The 26,886-nt window shown below is 62.5% G+C and carries 23 protein-coding genes; 17 read left to right on the forward strand and 6 right to left on the reverse strand.

Going from position 1 to position 26,886, the window contains the following annotated elements; all coding sequences use genetic code 11:
* Positions 1-12 precede the first annotated feature (12 nt).
* The 3 genes from ACQKIK_RS07995 to ACQKIK_RS08005 all read left to right on the forward strand — a co-directional run bounded on the left by ACQKIK_RS07995 (position 13) and on the right by ACQKIK_RS08005 (position 3,147).
* Complete coding sequence (locus ACQKIK_RS07995) at positions 13-588, forward strand: HupE/UreJ family protein (RefSeq protein ID WP_499135523.1); 576 nt, start codon at positions 13-15, stop codon at positions 586-588.
* A 121-nt stretch (positions 589-709) separates the two neighbouring features.
* On the forward strand, positions 710-1,081 hold the full coding sequence (locus ACQKIK_RS08000; RefSeq protein WP_499135524.1) for a glucose dehydrogenase: 372 nt from the start codon (positions 710-712) through the stop codon (positions 1,079-1,081).
* Positions 1,078-3,147, forward strand: coding sequence for a pyrroloquinoline quinone-dependent dehydrogenase (locus ACQKIK_RS08005; RefSeq protein ID WP_499135525.1), 2,070 nt, complete (start codon positions 1,078-1,080; stop codon positions 3,145-3,147). Before ACQKIK_RS08000 ends, ACQKIK_RS08005 begins: the two co-directional genes overlap by 4 nt.
* Before the next feature lie 23 nt (positions 3,148-3,170).
* On the opposite strand, the gene amn is transcribed toward ACQKIK_RS08005, so the two are convergent.
* Positions 3,171-4,643, reverse strand: a complete 1,473-nt coding sequence (amn, locus tag ACQKIK_RS08010; protein WP_499135526.1) for an AMP nucleosidase — start codon at positions 4,641-4,643, stop codon at positions 3,171-3,173.
* A gap of 76 nt (positions 4,644-4,719) precedes the next feature.
* Positions 4,720-6,060, reverse strand: a complete 1,341-nt coding sequence (locus ACQKIK_RS08015) for an aminotransferase-like domain-containing protein (RefSeq protein WP_499135527.1) — start codon at positions 6,058-6,060, stop codon at positions 4,720-4,722.
* Positions 6,061-6,140: 80 nt separating this feature from the next.
* Here ACQKIK_RS08015 and ACQKIK_RS08020 point away from each other — a divergent pair, with 80 nt between their 5' ends.
* On the forward strand, positions 6,141-7,121 hold the full coding sequence (locus ACQKIK_RS08020) for a threonine dehydratase (protein ID WP_499135528.1): 981 nt from the start codon (positions 6,141-6,143) through the stop codon (positions 7,119-7,121).
* 3 nt (positions 7,122-7,124) lie between these two features.
* Here the strand turns inward: ACQKIK_RS08020 and ACQKIK_RS08025 are convergent, their stop codons facing one another.
* Complete coding sequence (locus tag ACQKIK_RS08025; RefSeq protein ID WP_499135529.1) at positions 7,125-8,774, reverse strand: acyl-CoA dehydrogenase family protein; 1,650 nt, start codon at positions 8,772-8,774, stop codon at positions 7,125-7,127.
* Positions 8,775-9,015: 241 nt separating this feature from the next.
* Positions 9,016-10,956 (reverse strand): sensor histidine kinase, encoded by a 1,941-nt coding sequence (locus ACQKIK_RS08030; RefSeq protein WP_499135530.1) that lies wholly within the window; start codon positions 10,954-10,956, stop codon positions 9,016-9,018.
* A 265-nt stretch (positions 10,957-11,221) separates the two neighbouring features.
* Between ACQKIK_RS08030 and ACQKIK_RS08035 the strand changes: the two genes are divergently transcribed.
* The 10 genes from ACQKIK_RS08035 to lnt all read left to right on the forward strand — a co-directional run bounded on the left by ACQKIK_RS08035 (position 11,222) and on the right by lnt (position 20,896).
* Positions 11,222-12,016 carry a hydroxymethylpyrimidine/phosphomethylpyrimidine kinase gene (locus ACQKIK_RS08035; RefSeq protein WP_045424087.1) on the forward strand — a complete coding sequence of 265 codons (795 nt, stop codon included), beginning with the start codon at positions 11,222-11,224 and terminating at the stop codon, positions 12,014-12,016.
* A 13-nt stretch (positions 12,017-12,029) separates the two neighbouring features.
* Positions 12,030-12,668 carry a thiamine phosphate synthase gene (gene thiE / locus ACQKIK_RS08040; protein ID WP_463287978.1) on the forward strand — a complete coding sequence of 213 codons (639 nt, stop codon included), beginning with the start codon at positions 12,030-12,032 and terminating at the stop codon, positions 12,666-12,668.
* Between the two features lie 60 nt (positions 12,669-12,728).
* Positions 12,729-14,012, forward strand: coding sequence for a glutamate-1-semialdehyde 2,1-aminomutase (hemL, locus tag ACQKIK_RS08045; RefSeq protein ID WP_499135531.1), 1,284 nt, complete (start codon positions 12,729-12,731; stop codon positions 14,010-14,012).
* Entirely contained in the window at positions 14,009-14,647 is a 639-nt protein-coding gene (locus ACQKIK_RS08050) for a hypothetical protein (protein WP_499135532.1), read from the forward strand. Before hemL ends, ACQKIK_RS08050 begins: the two co-directional genes overlap by 4 nt.
* 123 nt (positions 14,648-14,770) lie before the next feature.
* Positions 14,771-15,295 (forward strand): tetratricopeptide repeat protein, encoded by a 525-nt coding sequence (locus ACQKIK_RS08055; RefSeq protein ID WP_046161781.1) that lies wholly within the window; start codon positions 14,771-14,773, stop codon positions 15,293-15,295.
* A gap of 165 nt (positions 15,296-15,460) precedes the next feature.
* Entirely contained in the window at positions 15,461-16,801 is a 1,341-nt protein-coding gene (gene miaB, locus ACQKIK_RS08060; protein ID WP_499135533.1) for a tRNA (N6-isopentenyl adenosine(37)-C2)-methylthiotransferase MiaB, read from the forward strand.
* Between the two features lie 144 nt (positions 16,802-16,945).
* A complete protein-coding gene (locus tag ACQKIK_RS08065; protein ID WP_499135534.1) occupies positions 16,946-17,953 on the forward strand; it encodes a PhoH family protein in 1,008 nt (335 codons plus the stop codon).
* Complete coding sequence (gene ybeY, locus ACQKIK_RS08070) at positions 17,946-18,398, forward strand: rRNA maturation RNase YbeY (protein WP_499135535.1); 453 nt, start codon at positions 17,946-17,948, stop codon at positions 18,396-18,398. The genes ACQKIK_RS08065 and ybeY overlap by 8 nt, the downstream gene beginning before the upstream one ends.
* Before the next feature lie 39 nt (positions 18,399-18,437).
* Entirely contained in the window at positions 18,438-19,286 is an 849-nt protein-coding gene (locus tag ACQKIK_RS08075; RefSeq protein ID WP_045424070.1) for a CorC family transporter, read from the forward strand.
* A gap of 98 nt (positions 19,287-19,384) precedes the next feature.
* The gene (gene lnt, locus ACQKIK_RS08080) at positions 19,385-20,896 is read left to right on the forward strand and encodes an apolipoprotein N-acyltransferase (protein ID WP_499135536.1); all 1,512 of its coding nucleotides are present in this window, start codon (positions 19,385-19,387) and stop codon (positions 20,894-20,896) included.
* Between the two features lie 33 nt (positions 20,897-20,929).
* Here the strand turns inward: lnt and ACQKIK_RS08085 are convergent, their stop codons facing one another.
* Together ACQKIK_RS08085 and ACQKIK_RS08090 are read right to left on the reverse strand one after the other, a co-directional pair.
* A complete protein-coding gene (locus ACQKIK_RS08085; RefSeq protein WP_499135537.1) occupies positions 20,930-21,703 on the reverse strand; it encodes a YdcF family protein in 774 nt (257 codons plus the stop codon).
* A gap of 71 nt (positions 21,704-21,774) precedes the next feature.
* On the reverse strand, positions 21,775-22,227 hold the full coding sequence (locus ACQKIK_RS08090; protein WP_499135538.1) for a hypothetical protein: 453 nt from the start codon (positions 22,225-22,227) through the stop codon (positions 21,775-21,777).
* A 256-nt stretch (positions 22,228-22,483) separates the two neighbouring features.
* Between ACQKIK_RS08090 and leuS the strand changes: the two genes are divergently transcribed.
* The 3 genes from leuS to holA are packed head-to-tail and all read left to right on the forward strand — an operon-like array spanning position 22,484 to position 26,807.
* Complete coding sequence (gene leuS / locus ACQKIK_RS08095; RefSeq protein ID WP_499135539.1) at positions 22,484-25,090, forward strand: leucine--tRNA ligase; 2,607 nt, start codon at positions 22,484-22,486, stop codon at positions 25,088-25,090.
* Between the two features lie 42 nt (positions 25,091-25,132).
* Positions 25,133-25,738: an LPS-assembly lipoprotein LptE gene (locus ACQKIK_RS08100; protein WP_499135540.1), complete on the forward strand. Its 606-nt coding sequence runs from the start codon at positions 25,133-25,135 to the stop codon at positions 25,736-25,738.
* A gap of 40 nt (positions 25,739-25,778) precedes the next feature.
* Entirely contained in the window at positions 25,779-26,807 is a 1,029-nt protein-coding gene (gene holA / locus ACQKIK_RS08105) for a DNA polymerase III subunit delta (protein ID WP_499135541.1), read from the forward strand.
* The last annotated feature ends 79 nt before the right edge of the window (positions 26,808-26,886 follow it).

The raw sequence follows: 26,886 nt of genomic DNA on the forward strand, positions 1-26,886 counted from the left end.
AGGCAACACCCTATGAAACTGAAGAGAAAACTCGTCGTTGCGTCCGCCCTGTTGCTGAGCCCTGCCTTGGCCATCGCCCATCCTGGCCACGACCACGCCGGCGTGATGTCGGGTATCGCCCATCCGGTCTTCGGCCTCGACCATCTGCTGGCGATGCTGGCCGTCGGCCTCTGGGCGGCACAGCAGCAGGGCAGCGCGCGCTGGATGTTGCCGCTGACCTTCGTCGCCACCATGCTATTCGGCGGGCTGCTCGGCTTCGCCGGCATTGAAATGCCGCTGATGGAAACCGGCATCGCCGGCTCGGTGTTGGCCCTCGGGCTCTTGGTGGCGTTGGCGGTGCGTCCGCCGCTCGCCGTTGCGGCTGGACCGACCGCGCTGTTTGCCCTCAGTCATGGCGTTGCCCATGGCCTGGAGCTGCCGGCACTGTCCAGCCCATGGGGTTACGCCGCTGGCTTCGTCATCGCCACCGCCGCGCTGCATGGCATCGGCTATGCCGTCGCCCGCAACCTGCCGCAACTCGCCACGCCCTTGGTTCGCATCGCAGGCGCTGCCTCCGCGCTGGCGGGTGCCTGGTTGCTTGCGACCTGAATTCGACACAAACCGAAACATTCACGGAACCTGAGCGCCCCCTGAGACCCAAAAGTTGAGTTACGCCGCCGATTGCATTCGGTGGTGCCTCATTCACCGGTCTTCAGGGAGCAAGCGCCACGTGTCCGGATCCTCTCACGCCCGCGGCTTCGCCTATTGGGCACTGAAAGTCTTCTCCATCATCGTCGCCCTGTTCGGGCTCGCCCTTGCTGCTGGCGGCGTCTGGCTCATCACCCTCGGCGGTTCCTGGTACTACCTCATCGCTGGAGCCGGCATGCTGGCTTCTGGCGTACTGCTGTTCATGCAGCGCATCAGCGGCGTCTTGCTCTACTGGCTGGTGTTTATCGGCACCTTGATCTGGGCGATCTGGGAGGTCGGCCTCGACCCTTGGGCGTTGGTGCCACGCCTGGTGGCGCTGGCCGTGATTGCCGTTCTGACACTGGCATTCATCCCGGTGCTGCGGCGCCACACTCGCAGGGAGGCGCACCCATGACTTATATGCTTCGACTCGTTGGCCTGTTAAGCCTGACCTGGCTACCGTTCAGCTACGCCCAAACGACTGCGGCGGACCCTTCACTCGAGCCCGCCACCACGGTTTCGCCGGGACCGGCGGGTGCCGAACCCGAACCAGCCGACTGGACGGCCTATGGACGCAACAATGCGGCCACGCGCTACTCGCCGCTGGAGCGGATCAACCGCGACAACGTTGCCGATCTCAAGCCGGTTTGGGGCTATCGCACCGGCAATCTGCCCGATCAGTCGGTGGTCGACAAGAAGTGGGCACCGGAAACCACGCCGCTCAAGGTCGGTGACAACCTCTACCTGTGCGATGCGCTGAACGTGCTGATCTCGCTGGACGCCAGCACCGGTCGGGAACGTTGGCGCTACGACCCGAAGGTTTCCACCGACCATATTCCCTATTCAGCGACCTGCCGCGGCGTGAGTTACTACGAGGTGCCGGATGCACCCGATGATGCCGCCTGCAAGCGCCGTGTCATCGAGGGCACACTCGATGCCGAGCTGGTGGCGGTGGATGCCGATACCGGCGTGCCCTGCGCCGATTTCGGCCACGCCGGGCACGTCGATCTGATGGAAGGCATGGGCGACTCCGTGCCCGGCTACGTCGCGGTGACTTCGCCGCCAACCATCGTCCGCGGCATCGCCGTGGTCGGGCATCAGGTGCTCGACGGCCAGAAGGAAGACGCGCCGTCCGGCGTGATTCGCGGGTACGACGCAGCCACCGGCGAGCTGGCCTGGGCCTGGGACATGGGCCGCCCTGGCGAGACCGGGCTGCCCGAAGGAGATGATGTCTACACCCGAGGTACCCCCAACGCCTGGACGATCTTCTCCGGCGACGAGGACCTCGGCCTTGTCTACGTGCCGATGGGCAATTCGTCGGTCGACTACTGGAGCGGCAACCGCAGAGAATTCGAGAAACCCTACTCGACCGCATTGGTGGCCCTGGACGTTACCAACGGATCATTGCGCTGGGTCTTTCAGACCGTGCATAACGATGTCTGGGACTATGACCTTGGCTCCCAAGGCAGCCTGATTGACTTCCCGGTCGACGGCCGCACAGTTCCAGCGGTCGTGTTGCCCACTAAAATGGGCGATATCTACGTCCTCGACCGCCGCACTGGCGAGCCGCTGACGCCTGTCGAGGAACGCCCGGTGCCGGCCAGCCCGCTGCCTGACGAAACGCTTTCAGAGACTCAGCCATTTTCCACCGGCATGCCGTCGATGCCGCGCGAGCCGCTGACCGAGAGCGATGCCTGGGGCGTGACGCCGCTGGACCAGCTGTGGTGCCGGATCCAGTTCAAGCGCGCCAACTATGAAGGCATGTACACACCGCCGAGCGTTGACAGGCCATTCCTGCAATGGCCGAGTTACAACGGCGGTAACGACTGGGGCAGCGCAGCGGTCAACACCGACCGCAACATCCTGGTGCTGAACTACAACCACATCGCCATGCATGACCAGCTTATCCCGCGTGACAAGGCCTACGAGCGCGGCATGGTCCCGCTTGGCGTACCGGGCGGCAGCACTTCGTCCGGCGGCTCGGTACCGCAGTCAGGTTCGCCCTACGCCGTGTCCATCCAGGCTTGGCGCAACAGCCTGACAGGCGTGCCCTGCTCCCGCCCGCCGTTTGGCGGCATCATGGCCATCGACCTCAACACCCGCGAGGTGCTGTGGAACGAACCGCTAGGCACCGCCCGGCGTAACGGGCCGTTCGGGATCTCGTCGCACCTGCCGGTGAAAGTGGGTACACCGAATAACGGTGGACCGGTGATTACCGCAGGTGGCTTGGTCTTCATCGCGGCGGCAACAGACAACCTAATCCGCGCGATCGATATCGATACCGGTGAGGTGCTGTGGGAGGACGTGCTGCCCGCCGGCGGGCAGGCGACGCCGATGACCTACGAGGCAAACGGGCGCCAGTACTTGGTGATCGTCGCCGGCGGCCATCACTTTATGGAGACGCCGCCGGGCGACTATGTGGTCGCCTACAGCCTTCCGGCCAAAGGCGACCCGAAATTGCCGGAGTTCCTGAAGGACTGAGCGTCTCGGCGAGCCGCCATCCGTTAGCGGAACGGCGGCTCGTCGAAGCTGCGCAGCTTGCGCGAGTGCAGCGAGTTGAGCTGAGTGCGCAAGAGGTCGAGCGCGGCGATGCCGATCTTCAGGTGCTGGGTCACGGCACGCTCATAGAAAGCGTTGGCCGAGCCTGGCAGCTTGATCTCGCTGTGCAGCGGCTTGTCCGACACGCAGAGCAGCGTCCCGTAGGGCACCCGCAGGCGATAACCCTGAGCGGCGATGGTGCCGCTTTCCATGTCCACCGCGACCGCACGGGAGAGGTTGATCAGCGGCCGCTCCTGAGCCCAGCGCAATTCCCAGTTGCGATCATCGTAGGTCAGCACCGTACCGGTGCGCAGGCGCCGCTTGAGCGCTTCGCCCTGCTCCCCGGTCACCTGCGCCGCGGCTTCCTGTAGCGCCTGCTGGACTTCCGCCAGCGCCGGCAGCGGGATATGCGGCGGCAGCACCCGGTCGAGAATGCCGTCACGGCGCATGTAAGCGTGGGCCAGCACGTAGTCGCCGATGGACTGCGACTGCCGCAAGCCGCCGCAGTGGCCGATCATCAACCAGCAATGCGGGCGCAGGACTGCTAGGTGATCGGTGATGTTCTTGGCATTCGATGGACCGACGCCGATATTCACCAGGGTGACGCCATCGCCATCTTTGGCCTGCAGGTGATAGGCCGGCATCTGGTAGCGATGCCAGAGCACACCGCCAATGATCGCCTGGGCTTCGCCCTCTTCCATGCCGCGCTCGATGATGATGTTACCCGGCAGCACCATGCGCACGAAACGGGTGTCGTCGCGCAGCATGTCGAGACCATGACGGATGAACTGATCGACGTAGCGGTGATAGTTGGTCAGCAGGATCCAGGGCTGCACGTGGCGCCAGTCGCTACCGGTGTAATGCACCAGCCGGCGCAGCGAGAAATCCACCCGCGCACCATCGAAGAGCGCCAGCGGGTAGGGATCGGCATGCTCCCAGTCATACAGGCCGTCGGCGATGTCATCGGTGGCGGCGGATAGATCGGTGCTGGGGAACACCCGCGCCAGTTCGGCAGCAGTCACACCGGTTCCGGCCAGTTCGTCGCCATGCTCGATCACATAGGGATAGGGAATATTGCGTTCACTGATGCCCACCTCGACTTTGACGCCGAAGTCCTTAATCAGCGGTCGCAGCTGGTCGAGCAGGTAGCTGCGAAACGACGCCGGATGGGTCACGGTCACGCTGTACACACCCGGCGCCTGCACCTTGGCGTAGGCACGGGTGGAAGCCGGCACCTCGCCATGGCACTCGTAGGTCAGGCGCAGCTCGGGATAGTGGAAAAGCGCGCGCTCGGCGGCATCGGGCTCTTCGCGCGTCGTGACGTAGCGCTTGAGCGCCTGATTCAGTGCACGGGTGGCCTGTTGATGCAGCTCGGCAAGGTGGTCCACGGCCGCTTCAGCGCTGGTGGCAATGCGAAAGGTCTCGCCTGCTGGATTCATGGTGGGTTTCCTTGTTGATTCGTTGAAAACATCTTGCCTGCTGTTCGATGACAGCGGTAGCACCGCAGTGCTGCGATCATCGATCAGACGCGGCTATTCGCAGCGCCAGCAACTCCAACCGCGCCTTCAACATCGCCAGGCTGGGCGCCGCAGTCAGGCTCAGACGCAGCGCATTCGGCGCGCCATGGCCGACCGAGAACACGGCCGCTGCAGCTGCTTCGATCCGCGCATCCCGGCACAGCTCCGGCAGACTTTGATCGTCTGCCAATTCCAGCCAGAGATGCGGCGAGGCATTTGACGAGGCAGACCCAAGCAGTTTCTGCGCCAGCCGCCAACGACGGGTCATCTGCTCACGTTGCCAGGCCAGCCGACGCGCCGCGGTGCCGTCTTCAAGCCATTCGCAGCCGATCTGCAGGCATAGCGTCGATAAGGCCCAACTGGTCGCCTGCCGTTCCGGATCGATACGCGACAACCACTCGTCCGGTCCGGCGATAAAGCCGAGGCGCAACCCAGGCGCGACCGTCTTCGACAGACTGCTGATCAGCAGGGTGCGTTCAGGCAACGTGGCGGCCAGTGGTGGCTCGCCGCCAAGTGCGCCGTAGATATCGTCTTCGATGATCAGCAAGCCTCGCCGTCGCGCCACGGCGGCGATAGCCTCGCGGCGCTGCGTATCCATGCTCACGGCGGTCGGGTTCTGCATGCACGGCGTCAGGACCGCCACGCGGGCCGAGGTAGCGCGGGCCAGACGGTCGAGATCGTCCGGCAGAATGCCGAACTCGTCCATTGCGACCCCGTGCAGCGGCAGTCGTAACTGACGCCCGGCGGCCTTGATACCGGGGGACGTCAGGGCTTCGACCAGTACCGGCTCGCCTGGCTCGCACAATCCGATCAGCGCAGCGAACACGCCCTGCTGCGCCCCGGCGCAGAGCATCACCTGCTGCGGCGGAAGCTCGAGCGCCCGACCACGCAACCAGGCGCTCACCGCCAGCTGGCCACGCTGCAGACTGCGCGCCGAGGGATAACCCTGCAGGCTCGCCAGCTCACCCATCGCGCACAGTGACGCCATGCTGCGTTGCATGGCGTCATCGTCGGGGTCGAGGACCGGCAGGTTGGTCGAGAGGTCGACCAGTTCCGGATGGGCCTCCGGCGTCTTCAGCCGGAACAGGCTGGCCTCGCGGCTGCTGGCGAGTACATAAGTACCACGCCCTACCTCGCCACCGACGAGATGCCGACGCGCCGCTTCGCGGTAGGCCTGCATTGCCGTGCTGGGATTGAGGCCGAGCGCCCAGGCCAGCCGCCGCTGCGGCGGCAGTCGATCCCCCGGCCGCAGCTCGCCACGTGCAATGGCCGATGCAATGGCATCGACCAGCGCCAGGTAGCGCGGTTGGTCATCAGATTCGAGTTTGGGTAACCACATTGTTTGCCATGCAATATAGATATTTACCCATACAATGCCCGCCACCTAGGATCGACGTCAAACCCGCCAAGGAGCCGTCGATGTTCGATCTACACCAACTGCGTCAGGCAGCCGAACTGATTCACCAGAGCGTACCGCCAACCCCGCAATACGCGTGGCCGCTGCTGGCCGAACGGCTTGGCTGCCAAGTCTGGGTCAAGCACGAGAACCACACGCCAGCCGGTGCTTTCAAGGTGCGCGGCGGTGTGCTCTATATCCATGAGCTGATCAAGCGTGAACCGCGCTTGCCGGGCCTCGTCACCGCAACCCGTGGCAATCACGGCATCAGCCTGGCGATGGCCGCACGCAACGCAGGTTTACGCCTGCAGGTTCTGGTCCCTGAAGGCAACTCGACGGAAAAGAACGCCGCCATGCGGGCCTGCGGTGCTGAGGTCGTCGAGCACGGTCGCGACTTCGATACTGCCCGCCAGCGCGCCGCGGAGCTGGCTGAGGTCAACGGCTGGCATTTTGTCCCTTCACTGCATCCGGACCTGATCAAAGGCGTCGCCACCTATGCGCTGGAATTCCTCGAAGCGGTGCCGGACCTGCGACGGGTTTATGTGCCCATCGGGCTCGGCTCAGGCATCTGCGGGATGATCCGAACCCGCGACTTGCTGGGTCTGAATACGGAGATCATAGGCGTGGTGTCCAGCGCTGCCGATGCCTATGCACAGAGCTTCGAGCAGGCGGGCATCGTCTGTACGGAAACAGCCAACACCTTTGCCGATGGGATGGCATGCCGCATGCCATCTCCCGACGCTCTGGAGATCATTCGCAAAGGCGCGGCGCGCATCGTGCGCGTCGATGACGCCGAAATCCGTCAGGCCATCGTCGCCTTCCATGAAGACACCCATAACCCCGCCGAAGGCGCCGGCGCTGCCGCGCTGGCCGCCGCGATGCAGGAGCGCGAACACAACCGTGGCGAGCGCATTGGAGTGGTGCTCAGTGGTGCCAACATCGACCGCGAGGTGTTGGCAGGGATTCTGGCTGAGCCGCGCCAAGCGGCTGGCCAGACCGCCTGAACCTCACTCGATGAACGGCCCACTGCGCGCCAGCAGCGCACTGATGTCGAGGCCGCGCGGCAGCGTGCCGAAGGCCCGGCCGTTGCCCGCCAGGCGGCTGGTGATGAACGCATCCGAGACTTTATCGTTACCCGCTTCAAGCAGCACCTTGGCCTGCAGCGCGACGGCTACACCTTCGGTGAGCTGACGCGCGCGGTACTGGATGTCGCCTTTATCGGCGAAAGCCGTTTGCAGCCCTTTGATGTGGTGCTGCAGACGCACATCGCCATGACCGTCGCCCAGCTCGGCGAACAGTACTTCCAGCACACCAGCCTCCTTGGACAGCGCACGCAGGACATCCAGGCACTGCACATTGCCTGAGCCTTCCCAGATGGAGTTCACCGGCGCTTCGCGATAGAGGCGCGGCATGATCGTCTCCTCAACGTAGCCGGCGCCGCCGAGGCATTCGCTGGCTTCGGCGACCATTTCCGGGGCGCGTTTGCAGATCCAGTATTTGCCGATCGCCGTGACCAGCCGGGCGAACTTCTCCTCCTGCTCGTCGAACGGATTGTCCAGCGCCCGACCCATGCGCATGGTCAGCGCCAGTGCTGCCTCGCTCTCCAGCGCCAGGTCGGCCAGCACGTTCTGCATCAGCGGTTGTTCAATCAAGGCTCGACCACCCACCTGCCGATGCGTGCAATGGTGCATGGCCTGGGTCAGCGCTTGGCGCATCAATGAGCTGGAGCCGATCATGCAATCAAAACGGGTCGAGGAGACCATTTCGATGATGGTCGGCACACCGCGCCCCTCCTCACCGATCATCCAGGCCAGCGCGCCGCGGTATTCGACTTCGCTGGATGCATTCGACCAGTTGCCCAGTTTGTTTTTCAGCCGCTGGATATAGAACTGGTTACGGCTGCCATCGGGTCTATGCCGCGGCAGAAGGAAGCATGACAAGCCTTGTTCGGTCTGCGCCAGGGTCAGGAAGGCATCACACATCGGCGCCGAACAGAACCACTTGTGCCCGACCAGCTCGTACTCCTGGCCTGGCCCGCGCGCCCCGACGGCGTGTGCACGAGTGGTGTTGGCACGCACGTCGGTGCCGCCCTGTTTTTCGGTCATGGCCATGCCGATGGTGACGCCGCTTTTCTGCTCCATCGGCAGGTTGCGTGGGTCGTATTCCCGGCTGAGGATCTTTGGCAGCCAGACGTCGGCAATCCCAGGCTGCTGTCGCAGGGCGGGAACGCTGGCGTAGGTCATGGTCAACGGGCAGCTGCTGCCGGCCTCGGCCTGATTGTGCAAATACATCAAACCGGCACGCGCCACCTGGGCGCCGGATTGCGGATCGGTCCAGGGCAGTGACGGGATGCCATGGGCAATTGCGGCACTCATCAGCTGGTGATAAGCCGGATGAAACTCCACCAGGTCAATGCGGTGTCCGTAGCGGTCATGGCTCTTGAACACCGGCTTGTTCTCGTTGGCCAGAAACCCGGCAGCCATCAGCGGCCCACCGGCCAACGCGCCGTAAGCATCCAGCCGCGATTCGGCCCAGCCGCCCCGGTATCGCCTCACCCAGTCCTGCAGCGGCAGGTCTAGACGGTACAGGTTGGCACCGTCCAATGGCGGGACCTGATTCAGCACCTCGTGGGTTTCAGCGTATTGCAGCAGGCTCATATCGGGTCTCCTCGGCAGATGCGGCAAGGGGCCCGACGGCATGCAACGGGGGATTAGCGTTGCTCACCGCTGTCACCGCGAATGAATCGCCGGGCCGATGCGGGGCACCGGCTGGTGGCACCCACCAAAGAAGTGAAGCACGCAGGTATGCCGGGCAAAAGTGAGGTTTCGGCCAAAAGTCTGCGCGTTGCAAGGGCGAAACAGGCCGCAGCCTTAGGCGCAGGCGCTTAGCGTTGCACCCTCAGGTCAGCTCTACCGGTAGCAATACCTGAAAGCGGCTGCCGCGACCCGGTTCGGATTGGCAGGAGACCGTTCCGCCCTGCAACTCAACCAGCTGTTTGCACAGAGACAGGCCGATTCCCAGCCCACCGTACTGGCGAGTCATGCTGCCATCGAGTTGACGGAAATACTCGAACAGCGAGTCATCGACCGGCGCGTCGAACCCCAATCCGGTATCGATCACCGTTACATCCAGCATGTAACCGGGCGCTGTCTCGTATCCGTTGACCGAAAGCGTGACGCCCCCGCGCAAGGTGAACTTGATGGCGTTGTCGAGCAGATAGCCAAGGCTCTGTTTTAGTTTGCCGGCGTCGCCAGCCAGTATTTCCGGTAGCTGCCCATCGAGTTCGAGATCGAAGCTCAACCCGCGCGTTGCAGCCCGCGCACCGTATTCCGCATAAAGCTCATCGGCCAACAGCCGCAAGCTGAACGGCGCATTGCGCACGCGCAACTTGCCCGCCTGCAGCTCAGTCAAGGCGAGGATGTCGTTGACCAGCTGCATCATGTCGCGTGCCGACCCGCTTGCGATTCGCTGGTACTGCTCAAGCTCGCCACTCAGCTCCAGGGTGCGCATCAGGTCGAGACTGCCGATCACGCCGTGCATCGGCGTTCGTAATTCGTGGGTGACGTTGGCGAGGAACTGATCCTTGAGACGGTTGCTCTCGGCCAGTTCGCGGTTCATGGCTTCGAGTTTACGCCCGGTATCCATGAGCACCTGGGCACGCTCTTCCTTCATCATGTTGATCCGGTCGGCCAGGGCCAACGACAACAGCGCCACCTCGAGCGCCGAGCCGATCTGGCCGGCATACATGGTGATGAACGTATGCGGCAGGTAACCCAGCACCATCAGTGTGTTGATCTGTCCGCCGATGAGAAAGGCCGACCAGGCGATCAGGAAATAGCGTGCAACGCGCATCCCTCGATGCCAGGCCACAATGGCGGCGACGAAAATAACCAGAATGAACCAGAGTGCAAGGAAGGTCGCCATCCGCAGCGCCAGCGCGTAACTGGAGGTTAGCGATACGATCATCGTCACCGCCCCCAGCCCCATCAGCAGCATCAGGGCACGGTCGATCCAGGGGCTGTGCTCGCTGGTATGCAGAAAGCTGCGCGCGAACTGACAGCCGAACAGACCTGCCGCACCGATGAGAAATGGCGTCGATGCATTGGCCCACCACGCCCAGTTCGGCCAGAGATACTGAACGCCAAGGCCGTTCACCGATACCTGATATAGGCCGAACGAGGCGATGTAGAGGATGTAATAGAGGTAGCTGCGATCACGGACGCTGAGGTAGATGAACAGGTTGTAGAACAGCATCACCAGCAACACGCCGTAGATGATCGCCAGCACATAGATGTGCCCGGATTGTTCTTCCAGGTAGGCCACCGGCGACCAAAGGGTGAGCGGGATCTGAATCGAGCCCTGACTTTCCAAACGCAGGTAGATTCGCTGTGGCTGGTTAGGCGCTAGCTGCAGGTCGAACAGATGATTGCGTTGCCTGATCTGGCGCTCATGGAACGGCAATGCGTCGCCGCTCTGCTGCGCAAGGCGATAACCACCGCGCCCATCCGGCAGATAGAGGTCGAGATGGTCGAGCGGCGGATACGCCAGCTCCAGCCACCAGCGGCTGTGTTCGGCTGGCGGCTCGGCACGGTAGTTCAGGTCGATACGCAGCCAGAACGCCGAGCGTGAGTAACCGGCATTGAGCACATCCTCATCGCTCTCGACGAAGCGCCCCGCGGCATCGAGCGCGACCACCTCTGCGATGGTGGCTTCGCGGCTAGGGTCCTCCAGCACCGCCATGACCTGCCCGAGCGGAAGACGCTGGGTATTGCTGCTGAGCTCGACGGCACCCGACATCGCTGGCAGCAGGGCGAGCAGTAAAAGAAGAATATGGTGCATGGGGAGGCAATCCGTCGAGCTGCGCCAGAAGAACCCCCGTTCTCCCGAATACACGCAGCCAAAGCTAAGTGCTGGCACTTTAACATGGTTCTGGCGCCACAGAATCGACGCCGTGCGCCCACCGGACGGACGTACGCGGTGGCAACCGCGAGCCGTGCCGGCGCGAGCTGCCCGGGAGGATTGGTGATAAGCTCGCACGCCATGAAAATCCGGCTGCGCCTAGCCTCGGCCGGACCCACCACACCATGACTCAGGGAACCCATCGATGTCCGGCCATTGCTCCCGCCCTGTCGTTCTTTGCCTTTCCGGCCACGACCCGAGTGGCGGTGCTGGGCTACAAGCCGACATCGAAGCGCTGATCGCCCAGGGCTGTCACGCCGCCCCGGCGGTCACTGCACTGACCGTTCAGGACACCGTCAACGTCACCGACTTTCGCGTGCTCGATCGCGAATGGGTGCTGGCTCAGGCTGACGCCGTCATAGCCGACTTGCCAGTAGCCGCAGTCAAATTGGGCATGCTCGGCTCGGTTGAGATGGTCGAGACCGTATTGGAAATCATGCAGAAGCTGCCTGGCATCCCTCTGGTCTGTGATCCGGTGCTGCGCGCCGGCGGCGGCGGCGCGCTGGGCAAGGACGAAGTCGGCTACGCCATGCGCGAACGACTGTTTCCTGTGTCCACCATTGCCACCCCGAACCTGCCTGAAGCACGGATTCTTGCCGAGCTTCCGGAAGGCAGCGCCGATGAATGCGCGGAAAAGCTGTTGCCCTTCATCCGCCACCTGCTGATCACCGGAGGCCATGGCGACGAGACCGAAGTCCACAACCGACTCTACTCGCGCGATGGCAGCCGCTACGATTTCAGCTGCCAGCGCCTGCCCGGCAGCTATCATGGGTCCGGCTGCACCCTGGCCAGTGCGTTATCCGGAAGGCTGGCGCTGGGCGAGGACCTGGCCAGCGCGGTGAAATCCGCCCTCGATTACACCTGGCGCACCCTGCGTGACGCCGAAGCACCAGGCCGTGGCCAATATATTCCACGACGCCTGCCGCTGGATCTGGCCTGACCGGAGCGCTGCCATGAAAGACACCAAACTGCGCGGGCTCTACGCGATCACCGACAGCAAGCTCTTGGCCGACGGGCGGCTGCTGCCCTATGCCGAGGCGGCGCTCAAAGGCGGTGCTCGGCTGCTGCAATACCGCGACAAGTCCGAGGATGACAGACGGCGTCTGCGCGAGGCCGAGGCCTTGCGCGAACTTTGCGATCGTCACGGCGCCCAGTTGATCATCAACGATGATGCCGAACTTGCAGCCCGCCTGGGCGTCGGCCTGCATCTCGGCCAGGAAGACGGCTCGCTCTCAGCGGCCCGCGCCCTGCTCGGCCGCAAGGCGATCATTGGAGCGACCTGTCATGCGCGCCTGGATCTGGCTGAGCAGGCCATCCGTGAGGGCGCCAGCTATATCGCGTTCGGCCGGTTCTTCGACTCCAACACCAAGCCCGGCGCGCCCTCGGCAACGCCTGAGCTGCTGGCAGAAGCGCGACAGCGGTTCAGCGTGCCGATCACCGCGATTGGCGGCGTGACGCTGGACAATGCGCCAGGCCTGATCGCCAAGGGCGCCAGTCTGATCGCCGTCGTCCACGCCTTGTTCGCTGCCGATTCGGCGAACGAGGTCGAACGCCGCGCGCAGGCCTTCAGCGAACTCTTCGCTATTAATTGAACACGGTACGGCTCCAGCCGCCGTGCTCCTCAAACCTATTCCTGTATCGAGAGAGGCACTATGTCCCGTTCCGAAACCCTCTTCGCAAGTGCTCAGAACCGAATTCCAGGCGGCGTGAACTCACCGGTACGCGCCTTCCGCAGCGTTGGCGGCACGCCGTTATTCTTCAAGCACGCCGAAGGCGCCTATGTCACCGACGAAGATGACAATCGCTACGTAGATTACGTCGGTTCCTGGGGCCCGATGATTCTGGGGCACAGCCATCCTGACGTACTCGACGCGGTCCGCAATCAGCTGCAACACGGATTGTCCTACGGTGCACCGACCGCCATGGAAACCGAAATGGCCGAGCTGGTCTGCAGCCTGGTGCCGTCCATGGAAATGATGCGCATGGTCAGCTCCGGCACCGAGGCGACCATGAGCGCGATCCGCCTGGCACGTGGCTATACCGGACGTGACAGCATCATCAAGTTCGAAGGCTGCTACCACGGCCACTCCGACAGCCTGCTGGTCAAGGCAGGCTCAGGTGCCCTGACCCAAGGCGTTCCCAGTTCTGCGGGGGTACCGGCAGCATTCGCCAAGCACACCCTGACGCTGCCCTTCAACGACCTGGCCGCTGTCGAGCAGATGCTCGCCGAAGTGGGCAGCGAAGTGGCCTGCATCATCGTCGAGCCGGTCGCAGGCAACATGAACTGCGTACCGCCTGCGCCCGGTTATTTACAGGGGCTGCGCGAGCAGTGCGACAAACACGGCGTGGTGCTTATCTTTGATGAAGTAATGACCGGCTTCCGCGTCGCCCTCGGCGGCGCTCAGGCCCATTACGGCGTTACCCCTGACCTGACCACCTTTGGCAAGATCATTGGCGGCGGCATGCCGGTCGGCTGTTTCGGCGGCAAGCGCACCATCATGGAGCGCATCGCCCCGCTGGGCCCGGTTTATCAGGCCGGCACCCTGTCAGGTAATCCGTTGGCGATGGCGGCCGGCTTGACGACGCTGAAGCTGATCAATCGCCCCGGTTTTCATGAAGAGCTCACCGCTTACACCACGCGCATGCTGCAGGGCCTGAAAGAGCGGGCTGAAGCCGCCGGCATCCCGTTCGTCACCACCCAGGTGGGCGGCATGTTCGGTCTGTATTTCAGCGAAGCGGACAACATCGTCACGTTCGACGACGTAATGACCAGCGACGCCGAGCGCTTCAAACGTTTCTTCCATCTGATGCTTGAGGGCGGCGTGTACCTGGCGCCCAGCGCGTTCGAAGCCGGCTTCACCTCCATCGCTCATGGCGACAAGGAGCTGCAGATCACCCTGGATGCCGCCGAGCACGCCTTCGCTCAGCTGAAATGAACCTGATCCCCGACCTACTACAAGCCGTGCTGCTGACCCTGACGGGGTTGGCGGGCGCCATCTGGATCGGCAGCGCCCGGCGCGGCTACGGCGAGCCGGATCAACCGGCTCTGTTCTCGGCACTGCTTGCGTTCAGTCTGGCGGCCGGGACAGGTGCATGCGCGACGGCACGCCTAGCGTTAGGTGCTGATACGCTCGAAGCGGAACGCTGGCTGCTGCAGGCAACCTTGCTGCTTGGCTTGCCGCTCGTCGGCGTAGTCGCGCTGACTTTGTCGCGCAGATGGATCTGGAGCCGCCCCACCTGGGGCCGTGTAGTGATTGGGTTATGTGCGTTTTTTGAACTAGCCAGGCAGCTGGGCTGGAGCGCGCCGTATGCGCTTTCGCTGGGTTTGCTGAGCGCTCTGCTGGTGGCTTATGCAGGCTTGCTGCAATGGCCTGCACGCCTGCAGGCCGCGGCGGGGTTGGCTGCCGGCGTTTTACTCATGGCTCTGCTCCCCTGGGGTGGGCTGCTGCTCAGCTCCAACCCGCTGCAGGCCTATCAGCAGCTGTGGCTGGCACTGGCCATTCCGATCATCGCCTGGCTATTGCTCCATCTACCCGGGAATATGCGAGAACAAAGCCCTGCGCCCACATAAAAAGCTGCAAGCCTGCCGTTAAAGCCTTTGTAAGCAGGCCACCGCTTATCCATAATGTGACAGTCGGCTCGTTTCACGCCGAACCTTTCAGTCACCGCCGTGATCTTCGAGGCGCCTTGATTCATGACTTGCACCGGTCGCAGCCTCACTCTTGGCTGCCTGCTGCTACTCACTCCCCTGCTGGGCATGGCGGGCGGCAACTCGCTGCTGATCCCTGCCACTTCCCGCTGCGCGCTCAACACCGTCCCGGAAGCGATGAACGAAGCGCTACGCGCCTGCGAACACGCCGCCAACGGGGGTGACCTGCAGGCGGCCTATGAGCTAGGTGACTATTACTACAACGGCCGGCGCGTTCCACGTGACCTGGCCAAAGCGCTTCACTGGTTCGAGCAGGCCTCACTGAAGGGACACGCATTGGCCCAGCATCGGCTCGGCGTGATGTTCTTTCGCGGCGAAGGGGTGCCGGCCAACAACGTCCAGGCTTACGTTGTGTTGAAGATGTCGGCGGTCAATGGCGAAGAAGAAGCGCTGGATACTGCCGATCGTGTCTCGGCGCAGATGGGCCGTGAGGAGCACGAAATCGCGACTCAGGTCCTCGGGCAGATCTTTCGCGACTATCTGATGGACCTGCAGACGGCAGGCGAATAGCAAGCTGCCAGCGAATGCGAGTTCCGCCTGGCCTCAATGTCACCAAACCCGCCTGTTTTCCCTTGCGACTCATGGCTTGAGGCGGGCCTTTGCGCTTGCGCTTTTATCGCCCACGCCCTGGTCGTATAATCGCCGGCCATTTTTTGCACAACGCCGGCCCGTAACATGACCCGCAAGCTCTATATCGAAACCCACGGTTGCCAGATGAACGAGTACGACAGCTCGCGCATGGTTGACCTGCTGGGTGAGCAGCAACCTCTCGAGATCACTTCAAATCCGGCGGAAGCCGACGTGATCCTGCTCAACACCTGCTCGATTCGTGAAAAGGCTCAGGAGAAGGTGTTCTCGCAACTCGGCCGCTGGCGGGAGCTCAAGCTTGAAAACCCGCAGCTGGTGATCGGTGTTGGCGGCTGCGTTGCCAGCCAGGAAGGCGCGGCGATCCGTGACCGGGCGCCCTATGTCGATGTGGTCTTCGGCCCGCAGACGCTGCACCGCCTACCCGAAATGATCGATGCAGCGCGCACGACGAAGAAACCGCAGGTCGACATTTCGTTTCCCGAGATCGAGAAATTTGACCGCTTGCCCGAGCCGCGCGTCGACGGCCCGACCGCGTTCGTCTCGGTCATGGAAGGCTGCAGCAAATACTGCACGTTCTGCGTGGTGCCTTACACCCGTGGCGAAGAAGTCAGCCGTCCGTTCGACGATGTGCTTGCCGAAGTCATTCACCTGGCCGAAAACGGCGTTCGGGAAGTCACATTGCTCGGACAGAACGTCAACGGCTACCGCGGCGCTACCCATGACGGCCGCACTGCCGATCTGGCCGAACTGATCCGCGTGGTCGCGGCAGTCGATGGCATCGACCGCATCCGCTACACCACCAGCCACCCACTGGAATTCTCCGATGCGCTGATCCAGGCTCACGCCGAGGTACCGGAGCTGGTGAAGTATCTGCATCTGCCGGTTCAGTCGGGTTCGGATCGGGTGCTGGCCGGGATGAAGCGCAACCACACCGCGCTCGAATACAAGTCACGCATCCGCAAGCTCAAGGCCGCCGTACCGGACATCCTGATCAGCTCTGACTTCATCGTTGGATTCCCAGGCGAAACCGAGAAGGACTTCGAGCAGACCATGAAGCTGATCGAGGACGTTGGTTTCGACTTCTCCTACTCCTTTGTCTACAGCTCGCGGCCGGGCACGCCAGCAGCGGATCTGGTGGACGAAACCCCAGACGACGTGAAGAAGCAGCGCCTGGCGATCCTGCAACAGCGGATCAACCAGCAGGGCTTCGAGAACAGCCGACGGATGGCGGGCACGCAGCAGCGCATTCTCGTCACGGACTACTCTAAGAAAGACCCAGGCATGCTACAGGGTCGTACCGAGCACAACCGGATCGTCAATTTCCGTTGCGACAATCCGCGGTTAATCGGACAGTTTGTCGACGTGCACATCGACGAAGCGCTGCCGCACTCGTTGCGCGGCACGCTGCTGGAGCCGGTCGTTAGCTGAGCACCGCGTTACGGCGGCCGATAGCCGAATGAGCTGCAGCCGCAGTAACGCAACGGCTCGCCACGACCGGCATGCCGCTGCTTTTTTCTTCACGCGGCGCTATTCTCCTCCCATCTTTTTGCAAAGCAGGTCAACTAAAAGCCCTTGAACGCCCCCACAGAACCTCATCGTTTTACCCTCGAACCCTTTGAAGCCAATCGCTTTGCCAATCTCTGCGGTCAGTTCGACGAGCATCTGCGCCTCATCGAACAACGCCTGGATCTGGAAATCCGCAACCGTGGCAACCAATTCGAGTTGGTCGGCCCGAGTGAAGTGGCCCAAGCTGCAGAGCATCTCCTGCGACGCCTGTATCGCGAGACCAAGAGCATTGAGCTCTCGCCAGACACGGTTCATTTGTTCCTGCAGGAGTCGGCAATGGAAGAGTTGAACAACTCGTCCACGACCCCGAACATTTCGTTGCGCACCCGCAAAGGCAATATCCGTCCACGCGGCGTCAATCAGCAGCGCTACGTGCAGTCGATCCTCGACAACGACATCAACTTCGGTATCGGCCCGGCCGGCACGGGCAAGACTTATCTGGCAGTCGCCTGCGCCGTCGATGCACTGGAGCGCGAGCAGATTCGCCGCATCCTGCTGGTACGTCCGGCAGTCGAGGCCGGTGAAAAGCTTGGCTTCCTGCCCGGCGATCTGGCCCAGAAGATCGACCCATACTTGCGCCCCTTGTATGACGCGCTCTACGAAATGCTCGGTTTCGAGCAGGTCGCTAAACTGATCGAGAAGCAGGTCATCGAGATCGCACCGCTGGCGTACATGCGTGGGCGCACGCTGAACAACAGTTTCATCATCCTCGATGAGAGTCAGAACACCACCCTCGAGCAGATGAAGATGTTTCTGACCCGCATCGGCTTCGGCTCGACAGCGGTGATCACCGGCGATATCACGCAGGTCGACCTGCCTCGTGGCACCAAGAGCGGTCTGGCCCACGTGATCGAAGTCCTGAAGGACGTCAACGGCATCAGCTTCACGCATTTCAAACCCAAGGACGTGGTACGCCATCCGCTAGTACAGCGAATTGTCGAAGCCTACGAGGCATTCGAGGGCGATCAGGCGCAGAACGGCAATCGCACGCTTCAGGAACATGGACGTGATTGAGCTCGACCTGCAATGCGAAAGCCAGGGAGCCATCCCGTCCGAAGCGGACCTGCGTCGCTGGTGCGAGCTTGGGCTGCGCCAGCGCACGGCCGACTCCGAGCTGACTATCCGCCTGGTCGACGAACCCGAAGGCCGCGAGCTGAACCGGACATGGCGACACAAGGATTACGCCACCAACGTGCTGTCCTTTCCGGCCGAAGTGCCAGACGGATTGCTGGACATTCCGCTGCTGGGCGATCTGGTGATCTGCGTACCGGTGCTTGAGCGGGAGGCAGTAGAACAAGGCAAGACACTGCAGGCGCACTGGGCGCATCTGGTCATCCATGGCTGTCTGCACCTGCTCGGCTACGATCATATCGATGACGACGAAGCCGAGGAAATGGAGAGCATCGAGCGTCAACTGTTGGCGGAGCTGGGTCACACCGATCCTTACGCCGACGAATAGCCCGCTACGGGCAACTGCAAGGACCATTGAGTCAAAGACATGAGCGAAGACCGATCGAGCAACGGGCAGAAGTCCTGGTTTGGGAAAATCAGCCAGGCTTTTGCCCATGAGCCGAAAAATCGTGAGGAGCTGCTGGAAGTATTGCGCGGCGCCCACCAGAACAAACTACTCGACAACGAAGCCCTGGCGATTGTCGAAGGCGCCATCCAGGTCGCCGATCTGCAGGTGCGCGACATCATGGTGCCGCGCTCGCAGGTAATGAGCATCAGGGCCGACCAGTCGCCGAAGGAGTTTCTCCCCGCGATCATTTCCGCAGCGCACTCGCGCTATCCGGTAGTGGGCGACAGCCTCGACGAAGTTATCGGCGTGCTGCTGGCCAAGGACTTGCTACCGCTGATCCTGCAAAACGATCAGCAGAATTTCGACATCAAGGACCTGTTACGCCCCGCCACCTTCGTGCCCGAATCCAAACGCCTCAACGTGCTGCTGCGCGAGTTCCGTGCCAATCACAGTCATATGGCGATCGTCATCGACGAATACGGCGGTGTCGCCGGACTGGTGACCATCGAAGACGTACTCGAACAGATTGTTGGGGATATCGAGGACGAGCACGACATCGAAGAAGACAGCTACATCCGGCCACTGCCCAGCGGCGACTTCCTGGTCAAGGCGCTGACACCGATCGACAGCTTCAACGAGTTCTTCCAGAGCGAATTTCCGGATGAAGAATTCGATACTGTTGCTGGCCTGGTGATGAGCACCTTCGGTCATCTGCCCAAGCGTAACGAGGTGACTGAGATAAATGGCTTCCGCTTCCGCGTGCTGAACGCCGACAGTCGCCGCGTGCATATGCTGCGCCTGACCCGTACCGAAGCTGAAAGCCGCTAGCGTTCTGCGGGGCGCTGTTGCACTGGCTTAGATAGATCCTTTTAGCATCCACCCGCCGCGCACCCTCGATGCTCGCGGCGGTTACCCAAGGAACATCCATGCGCTGGATTACCCGCCCCGGCTGGCTGGGCAACCTGTTGGCGCTCGCCGCCGGCGCCCTGACAACGCTGTCGCTTGCCCCTTTCGATATCTGGCCGCTGGCCTTGGTGTCGATGGGTGTAATTTATCTGGGCCTGCGCGAGCTGACGCCGAAACAGGCGGCCGGCCGCGGCTGGTGCTACGGCTTCGGCCTGTTCGCCTCGGGCGTCAGCTGGGTTTACGTCAGCATTCACGACTTTGGCTCGGCTCCGCCTGTCTTGGCCGGTGCGCTGACCTTGGGCTTCGTCGCCGGGCTGGCGCTGTTCTTCCTGTTGCTTGGCTGGGCCTGGGCCCGCTGGCTGCGACAACCGACGGCGCCGCTGCTCAACGCTCTGCTGTTCGCCGCGCTCTGGCTCGCCCTGGACGCACTGCGCGGCTGGGTACTGACGGGTTTCCCCTGGCTGTATGCCGGTTATAGCCAACTGGAAGGGCCGTTAGCGGGGCTTGCGCCGCTCGGTGGCGTCTGGTTGCTGACCTTTGCGCTGGCATTGACCGCATCACTGCTGGTCGCGCTACCCCAGCTTCTGCGTCACAAGGCATCGCTGGCCGGAGCATCGCTGCTCGTAGTGACCCTCTGGGGCGGCGCACTGGGCTTAGGCGACCACACCTGGACAACCGCAAAAGCCGAACCAATCAGCGTCGCCGCGATGCAGGGCAACGTCGCGCAAAGCATCAAATGGGACCCGAAAAAGCTCGAGATGCAGCTCCTGCTCTACCGCGACATGACCTTCCGCAGCCAACCTGCCGATCTCATCGTCTGGCCCGAGACCGCAGTGCCGATACTCAAGGAGCACGCTGAAGGTTACCTGACGATGATGAGCCGCTTCGCCCAGGACCGGCAGTCAGCCTTGATCACCGGCGTTCCGGTACGCCAGCCCAATGCCGACGGCGAGCTGCGCTACTACAACGGCCTGACCACTGCGGGCGACGCGCAAGGTACCTACCTGAAGCAGAAGCTGGTGCCGTTCGGTGAATACGTGCCGCTGCAAGACGTCTTGCGCGGGCTGATCGCCTTTTTCGACCTACCGATGTCGGACTTCGCGCGTGGCACGCCTGAGCAGCTGCTGTTGCAGGCGAAGGGGTTTCAGATCGCGCCATTCATTTGCTACGAAGTCGTCTACCCGGAGTTTGCCGCCAGCCTCGCAGCGCAAAGCGACATCTTGCTCACCGTTAGCAACGACGCCTGGTTCGGCCACTCGATAGGCCCGCTGCAACATCTGCAGATGGCGCAGATGCGAGCCCTTGAAGCCGGTCGCTGGATGATTCGCGCCACCAACAATGGCGTCACGGTGCTAATCGACCCCCACGGTCGCATCGTCGAGCAAATCCCGGCGTTCAAGGAAGCGGTGCTATACGGTGAAGTCACGCCCATGCAGGGATTGACGCCCTATCTGCAATGGCGCTCCTGGCCGCTGATAGTCGTCTGTGTGTTGTTGCTCGGTTGGGGCCTGGTGCGCCGTCGGCGGGGTTGATGCACAGCGGGGCCACCATCGGCCAACGCAGCGCTATTCAGAGTCGCCGTCATAAAGCAGCGGATAGACCAGCATGCCAACCGCTTCGTTGAGCAGCATGCCGGTCTGCCAGACGGCCTTCGCCTCGGGCAGCCAGCCACCAAAAGGTCGCCCGTTGGGGACACCCACGAATCCTACCGGGGCGGCGATCACCTCCAGCCCCACCTCCTCGAAACACCAGCGGGACCGTGGCATGTGCGATGCCGAAGTTACCAGCACGATACGTTCGATGCCCGCCGCCTTGAGCATTTCCGCACTGTAGCGCGCGTTCTCCCAAGTGGTCCGACTGCGCTCTTCGAGCCATTGCGTCGGTGTGTTGAAATCACGCTCCAGCGCCTCGGCAGCCAGTAGCGCTTCACTCGGCGGCTCGCCATAGTGCAGCCCACCACTCGCCAGGATCGGCAGACCCGATGCCTTTGCCAATCGCGAGGCGTAACGCAGCCGCTCGAGCGCAATATGGCTGGGCTGATCGGAACCCCAGCCAGGATCGGCCTGTTCACGACCTGCGCCCAACACGACAATCGCCTGGGCACGCTGGCCGAGGCCGCTCCACTCCGAGCGATCCAGCGCCACTTCGCTTTCAATTGCCCGCGCCGCCCACTCGACCGTCACCGGTAAGCTCATCAGCCACAGCCCGCCGAATCCCAGCACGAAACAGAACGCTGCCAGCCGTGGCGAGCGCCGCCGCAGCCACCAGGCTGCGAGCAACAGCAACAACAGCCCGCCGGGCGGTAGCAGCAATTGTTTGAAGAAATAGCGTATCGGCATGTGCAGCTCCGGTTGATCGTCGCCGCAACTTTACCTCCCGGGGCGCCCACTTGTCGGCAGCACGGACGCCTTCAATGCTTTGGGTAGGTATGCAACCGTTGCCTGGCACGCAGCAACTGCGAGCCACACGCCGAACAGGCCACCGGACCGGCCCCCTCTGGCCAATGCACGCTGGCGCCGCAGAGCGCGCAGGTCATAGTCTGCTGAAGCGCGGGTGGACTCTGCTTGCAGCGCTTGCCGGAGTGATGCCGCAGCACATTACGCAACGCGGGCCGGGTCGCCTGGCGGTCCAGCTGCGCCTGTTCCTCGGCAGCCGCGTGCCAACCGGACAGCCATTGCGCATCCTGTTGCAGATAGGCTCGGATCAGGTCGAACTCGGCAGGCGTCAACCCACCAACCTCCAATTCGGTAGTAGTCCCAGTGTCATCACCCGTCGTTCGTTCGGCTTCTTCCAGAGCCAGTGTCAGCCGTTGCAGCACGCGTCCGTACAGGTTTCCCTCATTCGCCTGGCGCTCTCTACCCATGATTCACCTCATGCTCATCCCGCCCCCTGTACAAGCGTAGTTCAGACTCGAACATCCACCTCGCACTCGACAAACGGGGCCGAACAATGCTGGCAAATCGGGTTTCCCTCGGTTGCGAAGGGTCATGTATGCTACGGCGCTTCCATGCGTTCGTATCAACCCCGTTGCGCCGCCGTTTGCGTCAGGCTTAGAGCCGGCGGTGCGGCAGCCCGAGTTGCGATGCGAGCAGCCAGCCTCTTTTCCAACGCCAGTAGCCATGCACGAACAGTATCAGCCCCGCGAGATCGAAGCCGCCGCGCAGTCCCACTGGGACGCGCAGAAATCCTTTGAAGTGAGCGAACAGCCAGGCAAGGACACCTTCTATTGCCTGTCGATGTTCCCCTACCCCAGCGGCAAGCTGCACATGGGGCACGTGCGCAACTACACCATCGGCGACGTGATTGCACGCTACCAGCGTATGCAGGGCAAGAACGTGCTGCAGCCCATGGGCTGGGACGCGTTCGGTATGCCAGCAGAAAACGCGGCCATGAAAAACAAGGTCGCGCCGGCCAAGTGGACCTACGAAAACATCGACTACATGCGCACCCAGCTGAAGAGCCTGGGCCTGGCAGTCGACTGGACGCGCGAAGTCACCACCTGCAAACCCGATTACTACCGTTGGGAACAATGGCTGTTTACCCGCCTGTATGAAAAAGGCGTGATCTACCGCAAGAACGGCACCGTCAACTGGGACCCGGTCGACCAGACGGTGCTGGCCAACGAGCAGGTCATCGATGGCCGCGGCTGGCGTTCCGGCGCGCTGATCGAGAAGCGCGAAATCCCCATGTACTACTTCAAGATCACCGCCTACGCGGATGAGCTGCTGGAAAGCCTGGACGAGCTGGACGGCTGGCCGGAACAGGTCAAGACCATGCAGCGCAACTGGATCGGCAAGTCGCGAGGGATGGAGATCAGCTTCCCTTACGACGTCGCCAGCATCGGCAGCGAAGGCGTGATGAAGGTCTTCACCACCCGCCCCGATACGCTGATGGGCGCGACCTATGTCGCCGTGGCGGCCGAACATCCGCTGGCCACACTCGCCGCCCAGAACAACGCCCAATTGCAGGCATTCATTGACGAGTGCAAGCGTGGCGGCGTGGCCGAAGCCGATATCGCCACTCAGGAAAAGAAAGGCCTCGCCACTTCCCTGCGTGTGCAGCACCCACTGACAGGCGAACTGCTGCCGGTCTGGGTCGCTAACTATGTATTGATGAATTACGGCGAAGGTGCCGTGATGGCCGTACCGGCCCACGACGAGCGCGACTTTGCCTTCGCCACCAAGTACGACCTGCCGATCAAGCCGGTGGTGCGCACCAGTGCCGGCGACGAAACGCCCGCGCCCTGGAACGATGCCTATGGCGAACATGGGGAGCTGATCAACTCTGGCGATTTCGACGGGCTGGACTTCGACGGCGCCTTTGATGCCATGGAAGCCGCGCTGCAGCGCAAAGGCCTGGGCCAAGCCCGCACCCAGTTCCGTCTGCGCGATTGGGGGATCAGCCGCCAACGTTACTGGGGCTGCCCGATCCCGATCATCCATTGCGAAACCTGCGGTGATGTCCCGGTGCCGGAAGAACAGTTGCCGGTCGTACTGCCCGAAGACGTCGTCCCTGACGGCGCCGGTTCGCCGCTGGCCCGTATGCCGGAATTCTATGACTGCAGCTGCCCCAAATGCGGCGCCGCAGCCAAGCGTGAAACCGACACCATGGACACCTTTGTCGAGTCGTCCTGGTACTTCGCCCGCTACGCCTCACCTCACTATGATCAGGGCATGGTCGACCCAGCCGCAGCTAACCACTGGCTGCCGGTGGATCAGTACATCGGCGGCATCGAGCACGCGATTCTGCACCTGCTCTACGCGCGCTTCTTCCACAAGCTGATGCGCGACGAAGGCCTGGTCAGCTCCAACGAGCCGTTCAAGAATCTGCTGACCCAGGGCATGGTGATTGCCGACACCTACTACCGCACCCTGGAAAACGGTGGCAAGGACTGGTTCAACCCGGCCGACGTTATTGTCGAGCGTGATGCCAAGGCCAAGGTCATTGGTGCGAAGCTCGCCAGCGATGGCCTGCCGGTGGAGATCGGCGGCACCGAGAAGATGTCCAAATCGAAAAACAACGGTGTCGACCCGCAAGCCATGATCGACAGCTATGGCGCCGATACCTGCCGCCTGTTCATGATGTTTGCCTCACCGCCGGACATGAGCCTGGAATGGTCCGATTCCGGCGTCGAGGGTGCGAGCCGCTTCCTTCGCCGCGTCTGGCGACTGGCACATGCCCATGTCAGTGCGGGTGCCGTTGCGAAACTGGATATTTCCGCCCTCAGCGATGAGCAGAAGGCTGTACGCCGCGCAATCCACCTTGCGATCAAGCAGGCCAGCCAGGATGTTGGGCAGCATCACAAATTCAACACCGCGATCGCCCAGGTGATGACGTTGATGAACGTGCTGGAGAAAGCGGCGGCTGCAACCGAGCAGGACCGTGCGCTGCTGCAGGAAGGCCTGGAAACCGTCGCACTGCTGCTGGCCCCTATCACACCTCACATCAGCCACGAACTCTGGCAACAGCTGGGCAACAACGGCTCGATCATTGATGCACAGTGGCCGGCCGTCGACGAGTCTGCTCTGGTTCAGGACAGCCTGACGCTGGTGGTGCAAGTCAACGGCAAGCTACGCGGACAAATCGAAGTGCCCGCCAGCGCCACACGTGAAGAAGTCGAAGCCACTGCCCGCGCGAACGAGAACGTAGTGCGTTTCACCGAGGGCCTGACGATTCGCAAGGTCATCGTGGTACTGGGCAAGCTGGTCAACATCGTCGCTAACTGATTCGCCTTGGCGCGTGCGCCAAGGCTGGCAAGGGGATACAACATGATCAAACGCAATCTGGTGGTGGTCGGCCTGGCCCTGCTGTTGAGCGCCTGCGGCTTTCAGCTTCGCGGGACAGGCGATACCAGTTTCGCGCTCGATGAAATTAATCTGCAAGCGCGCAACAGCTATGGCGAAACCGTGCAGCAACTTGAAGAACTGCTCAAGGACAGCGGCGTCAGGGTTTATCCGGGCGCTCGCTATACCCTGGACCTGGTACGCGAGCAGACCCGCCAGCGCACCGCCAGTTACACCACCGCTGCGCGCACTGCCGAATACGAACTGACCCAGACCCTCGACTATGAGATCCGTGGCCCGCAGAACACGGTGCTGCTGGAAAACCAAGTCGAAGTATCCAAGGTCTACGTTCATGACAGCAGCAACCTGATCAGTTCGGATCAGGAAGCCAGCCAGCTGCGCCGGGAAATGCGCCGCGAGCTTCTGCAGCAACTGAGCATGCGCCTACGCAACATCACGCCTGCTCAGCTCGACCAACTGCAGCAGACAGCGGAAGCGAAGAAGCGTGCTGAAGCCGAGACGATCGAGGCTCAGATGCGCGAACAGTCTGCGCGACCATTGCAGTCGCCCATCGAACTGCCCCTCCAATGACGACCGGGGAGCCCGCCAGCGCAGGCTCCCGGCCCTTCCGATGAAGCTACCTCCCGCCCAGCTCGCCAAGCACTTACAAGGCTCTCTTGCGCCGATTTATGTGGTCAGTGGCGACGAACACTTGCTCTGCCAGGAAGCCTGCGACGCGATACGTGCGGCTTGCCGTCAACAGGACTTCAGCGAACGCCAGGTTCTAAACGTCGAGACCGGTTTCGACTGGGGCCTACTCATCGAAGCCGGTGCCAGCCTTTCCCTGTTTGCGGAAAAACGCCTCCTGGAGCTGCGCATTTCCAACGGCAAGCCCGGCGACAAAGGCGCCGCGGCGCTGATCGACTACCTTGCGCGTCCCGCAGAAGACACGGTACTGCTGATCAGCCTGCCCAAGCTAGACGGCAATACCCAGAAGACCAAATGGGCCAAGGCGCTGATCGACGGCAAGCACGTGCAGTTCGTGCAGATCTGGCCGGTGGACGCGCAACAGCTGCCGCAGTGGATTCGCCAGCGCCTGGCGCAAGCCGGTCTTGCTGCGGACCAGGAAGCCGTGGAGTTGATCGCGGCTCGTGTCGAAGGCAACCTACTCGCCGCCGCGCAGGAAATCGAAAAACTCAAACTGCTCGCTGAAGCGGGCCAGGTAACCACCGAAACCGTCCAGGCTGCGGTTGCCGATAGCGCCCGCTACGACGTCTTCGGGCTGATTGATGCCGCGCTGCTGGGCCAGCCCGAACACATCCTGCAGATGCTTGCAGGACTGCGTGGCGAGGGGGTCGAAGCGCCGGTCATTCTCTGGGCCGTCGCGCGAGAAGTCCGCCAGCTGGCCAACATCGCCCAGCAGTACAGTCAAGGCGTACCGCTTGACCGGGCATTCAGCCAGGCCCGCCCGCCGGTATGGGACAAGCGCAAGCCGCTGGTCAGCAAAGCCTTGCAGCGCAACGATGCAGCGGGTTGGCAGCGGCTCCTGATGGATGCGCAGCGCATCGATGAGCAAATCAAAGGGCAGGCCGAAGGTGACCCATGGGTCGGCTTGACCGATCTCTGCCTTCAGCTGAGCGGACGGCAGATCAGGCTGTAGCACGAAGCGAAACAGTGTGGGTGTCGTCCCTCAGGTGCGGTCAGGCTCTCTGATTTGCGCTAAGCGCCAGAGGTTGCCT

Source organism: Pseudomonas sp. NPDC047961 (assembly GCF_050272435.1).
Lineage (GTDB): Bacteria > Pseudomonadota > Gammaproteobacteria > Pseudomonadales > Pseudomonadaceae > Stutzerimonas.

Bases quoted from the DNA above. Each gene is read 5' to 3' on its own strand.
- thiE (WP_463287978.1), top strand. From the start codon at position 12,030: ATGAAAGACACCAAACTGCGCGGGCTCTACGCGATCACCGACAGCAAG.
- ACQKIK_RS08015 (WP_499135527.1), bottom strand. From the start codon at position 6,060: ATGTGGTTACCCAAACTCGAATCTGATGACCAACCGCGCTACCTGGCG.
- lnt (WP_499135536.1), top strand. From the start codon at position 19,385: ATGCGCTGGATTACCCGCCCCGGCTGGCTGGGCAACCTGTTGGCGCTC.
- hemL (WP_499135531.1), top strand. From the start codon at position 12,729: ATGTCCCGTTCCGAAACCCTCTTCGCAAGTGCTCAGAACCGAATTCCA.
- holA (WP_499135541.1), top strand. From the start codon at position 25,779: ATGAAGCTACCTCCCGCCCAGCTCGCCAAGCACTTACAAGGCTCTCTT.
- ACQKIK_RS08100 (WP_499135540.1), top strand. From the start codon at position 25,133: ATGATCAAACGCAATCTGGTGGTGGTCGGCCTGGCCCTGCTGTTGAGC.
- ACQKIK_RS08005 (WP_499135525.1), top strand. From the start codon at position 1,078: ATGACTTATATGCTTCGACTCGTTGGCCTGTTAAGCCTGACCTGGCTA.
- ACQKIK_RS08055 (WP_046161781.1), top strand. From the start codon at position 14,771: ATGACTTGCACCGGTCGCAGCCTCACTCTTGGCTGCCTGCTGCTACTC.
- amn (WP_499135526.1), bottom strand. From the start codon at position 4,643: ATGAATCCAGCAGGCGAGACCTTTCGCATTGCCACCAGCGCTGAAGCG.
- ACQKIK_RS08075 (WP_045424070.1), top strand. From the start codon at position 18,438: ATGAGCGAAGACCGATCGAGCAACGGGCAGAAGTCCTGGTTTGGGAAA.
- ACQKIK_RS08090 (WP_499135538.1), bottom strand. From the start codon at position 22,227: ATGGGTAGAGAGCGCCAGGCGAATGAGGGAAACCTGTACGGACGCGTG.
- leuS (WP_499135539.1), top strand. From the start codon at position 22,484: ATGCACGAACAGTATCAGCCCCGCGAGATCGAAGCCGCCGCGCAGTCC.
- ACQKIK_RS08020 (WP_499135528.1), top strand. From the start codon at position 6,141: ATGTTCGATCTACACCAACTGCGTCAGGCAGCCGAACTGATTCACCAG.
- ACQKIK_RS07995 (WP_499135523.1), top strand. From the start codon at position 13: ATGAAACTGAAGAGAAAACTCGTCGTTGCGTCCGCCCTGTTGCTGAGC.
- ACQKIK_RS08030 (WP_499135530.1), bottom strand. From the start codon at position 10,956: ATGCACCATATTCTTCTTTTACTGCTCGCCCTGCTGCCAGCGATGTCG.
- ACQKIK_RS08025 (WP_499135529.1), bottom strand. From the start codon at position 8,774: ATGAGCCTGCTGCAATACGCTGAAACCCACGAGGTGCTGAATCAGGTC.
- ACQKIK_RS08050 (WP_499135532.1), top strand. From the start codon at position 14,009: ATGAACCTGATCCCCGACCTACTACAAGCCGTGCTGCTGACCCTGACG.
- ACQKIK_RS08085 (WP_499135537.1), bottom strand. From the start codon at position 21,703: ATGCCGATACGCTATTTCTTCAAACAATTGCTGCTACCGCCCGGCGGG.
- miaB (WP_499135533.1), top strand. From the start codon at position 15,461: ATGACCCGCAAGCTCTATATCGAAACCCACGGTTGCCAGATGAACGAG.
- ACQKIK_RS08035 (WP_045424087.1), top strand. From the start codon at position 11,222: ATGTCCGGCCATTGCTCCCGCCCTGTCGTTCTTTGCCTTTCCGGCCAC.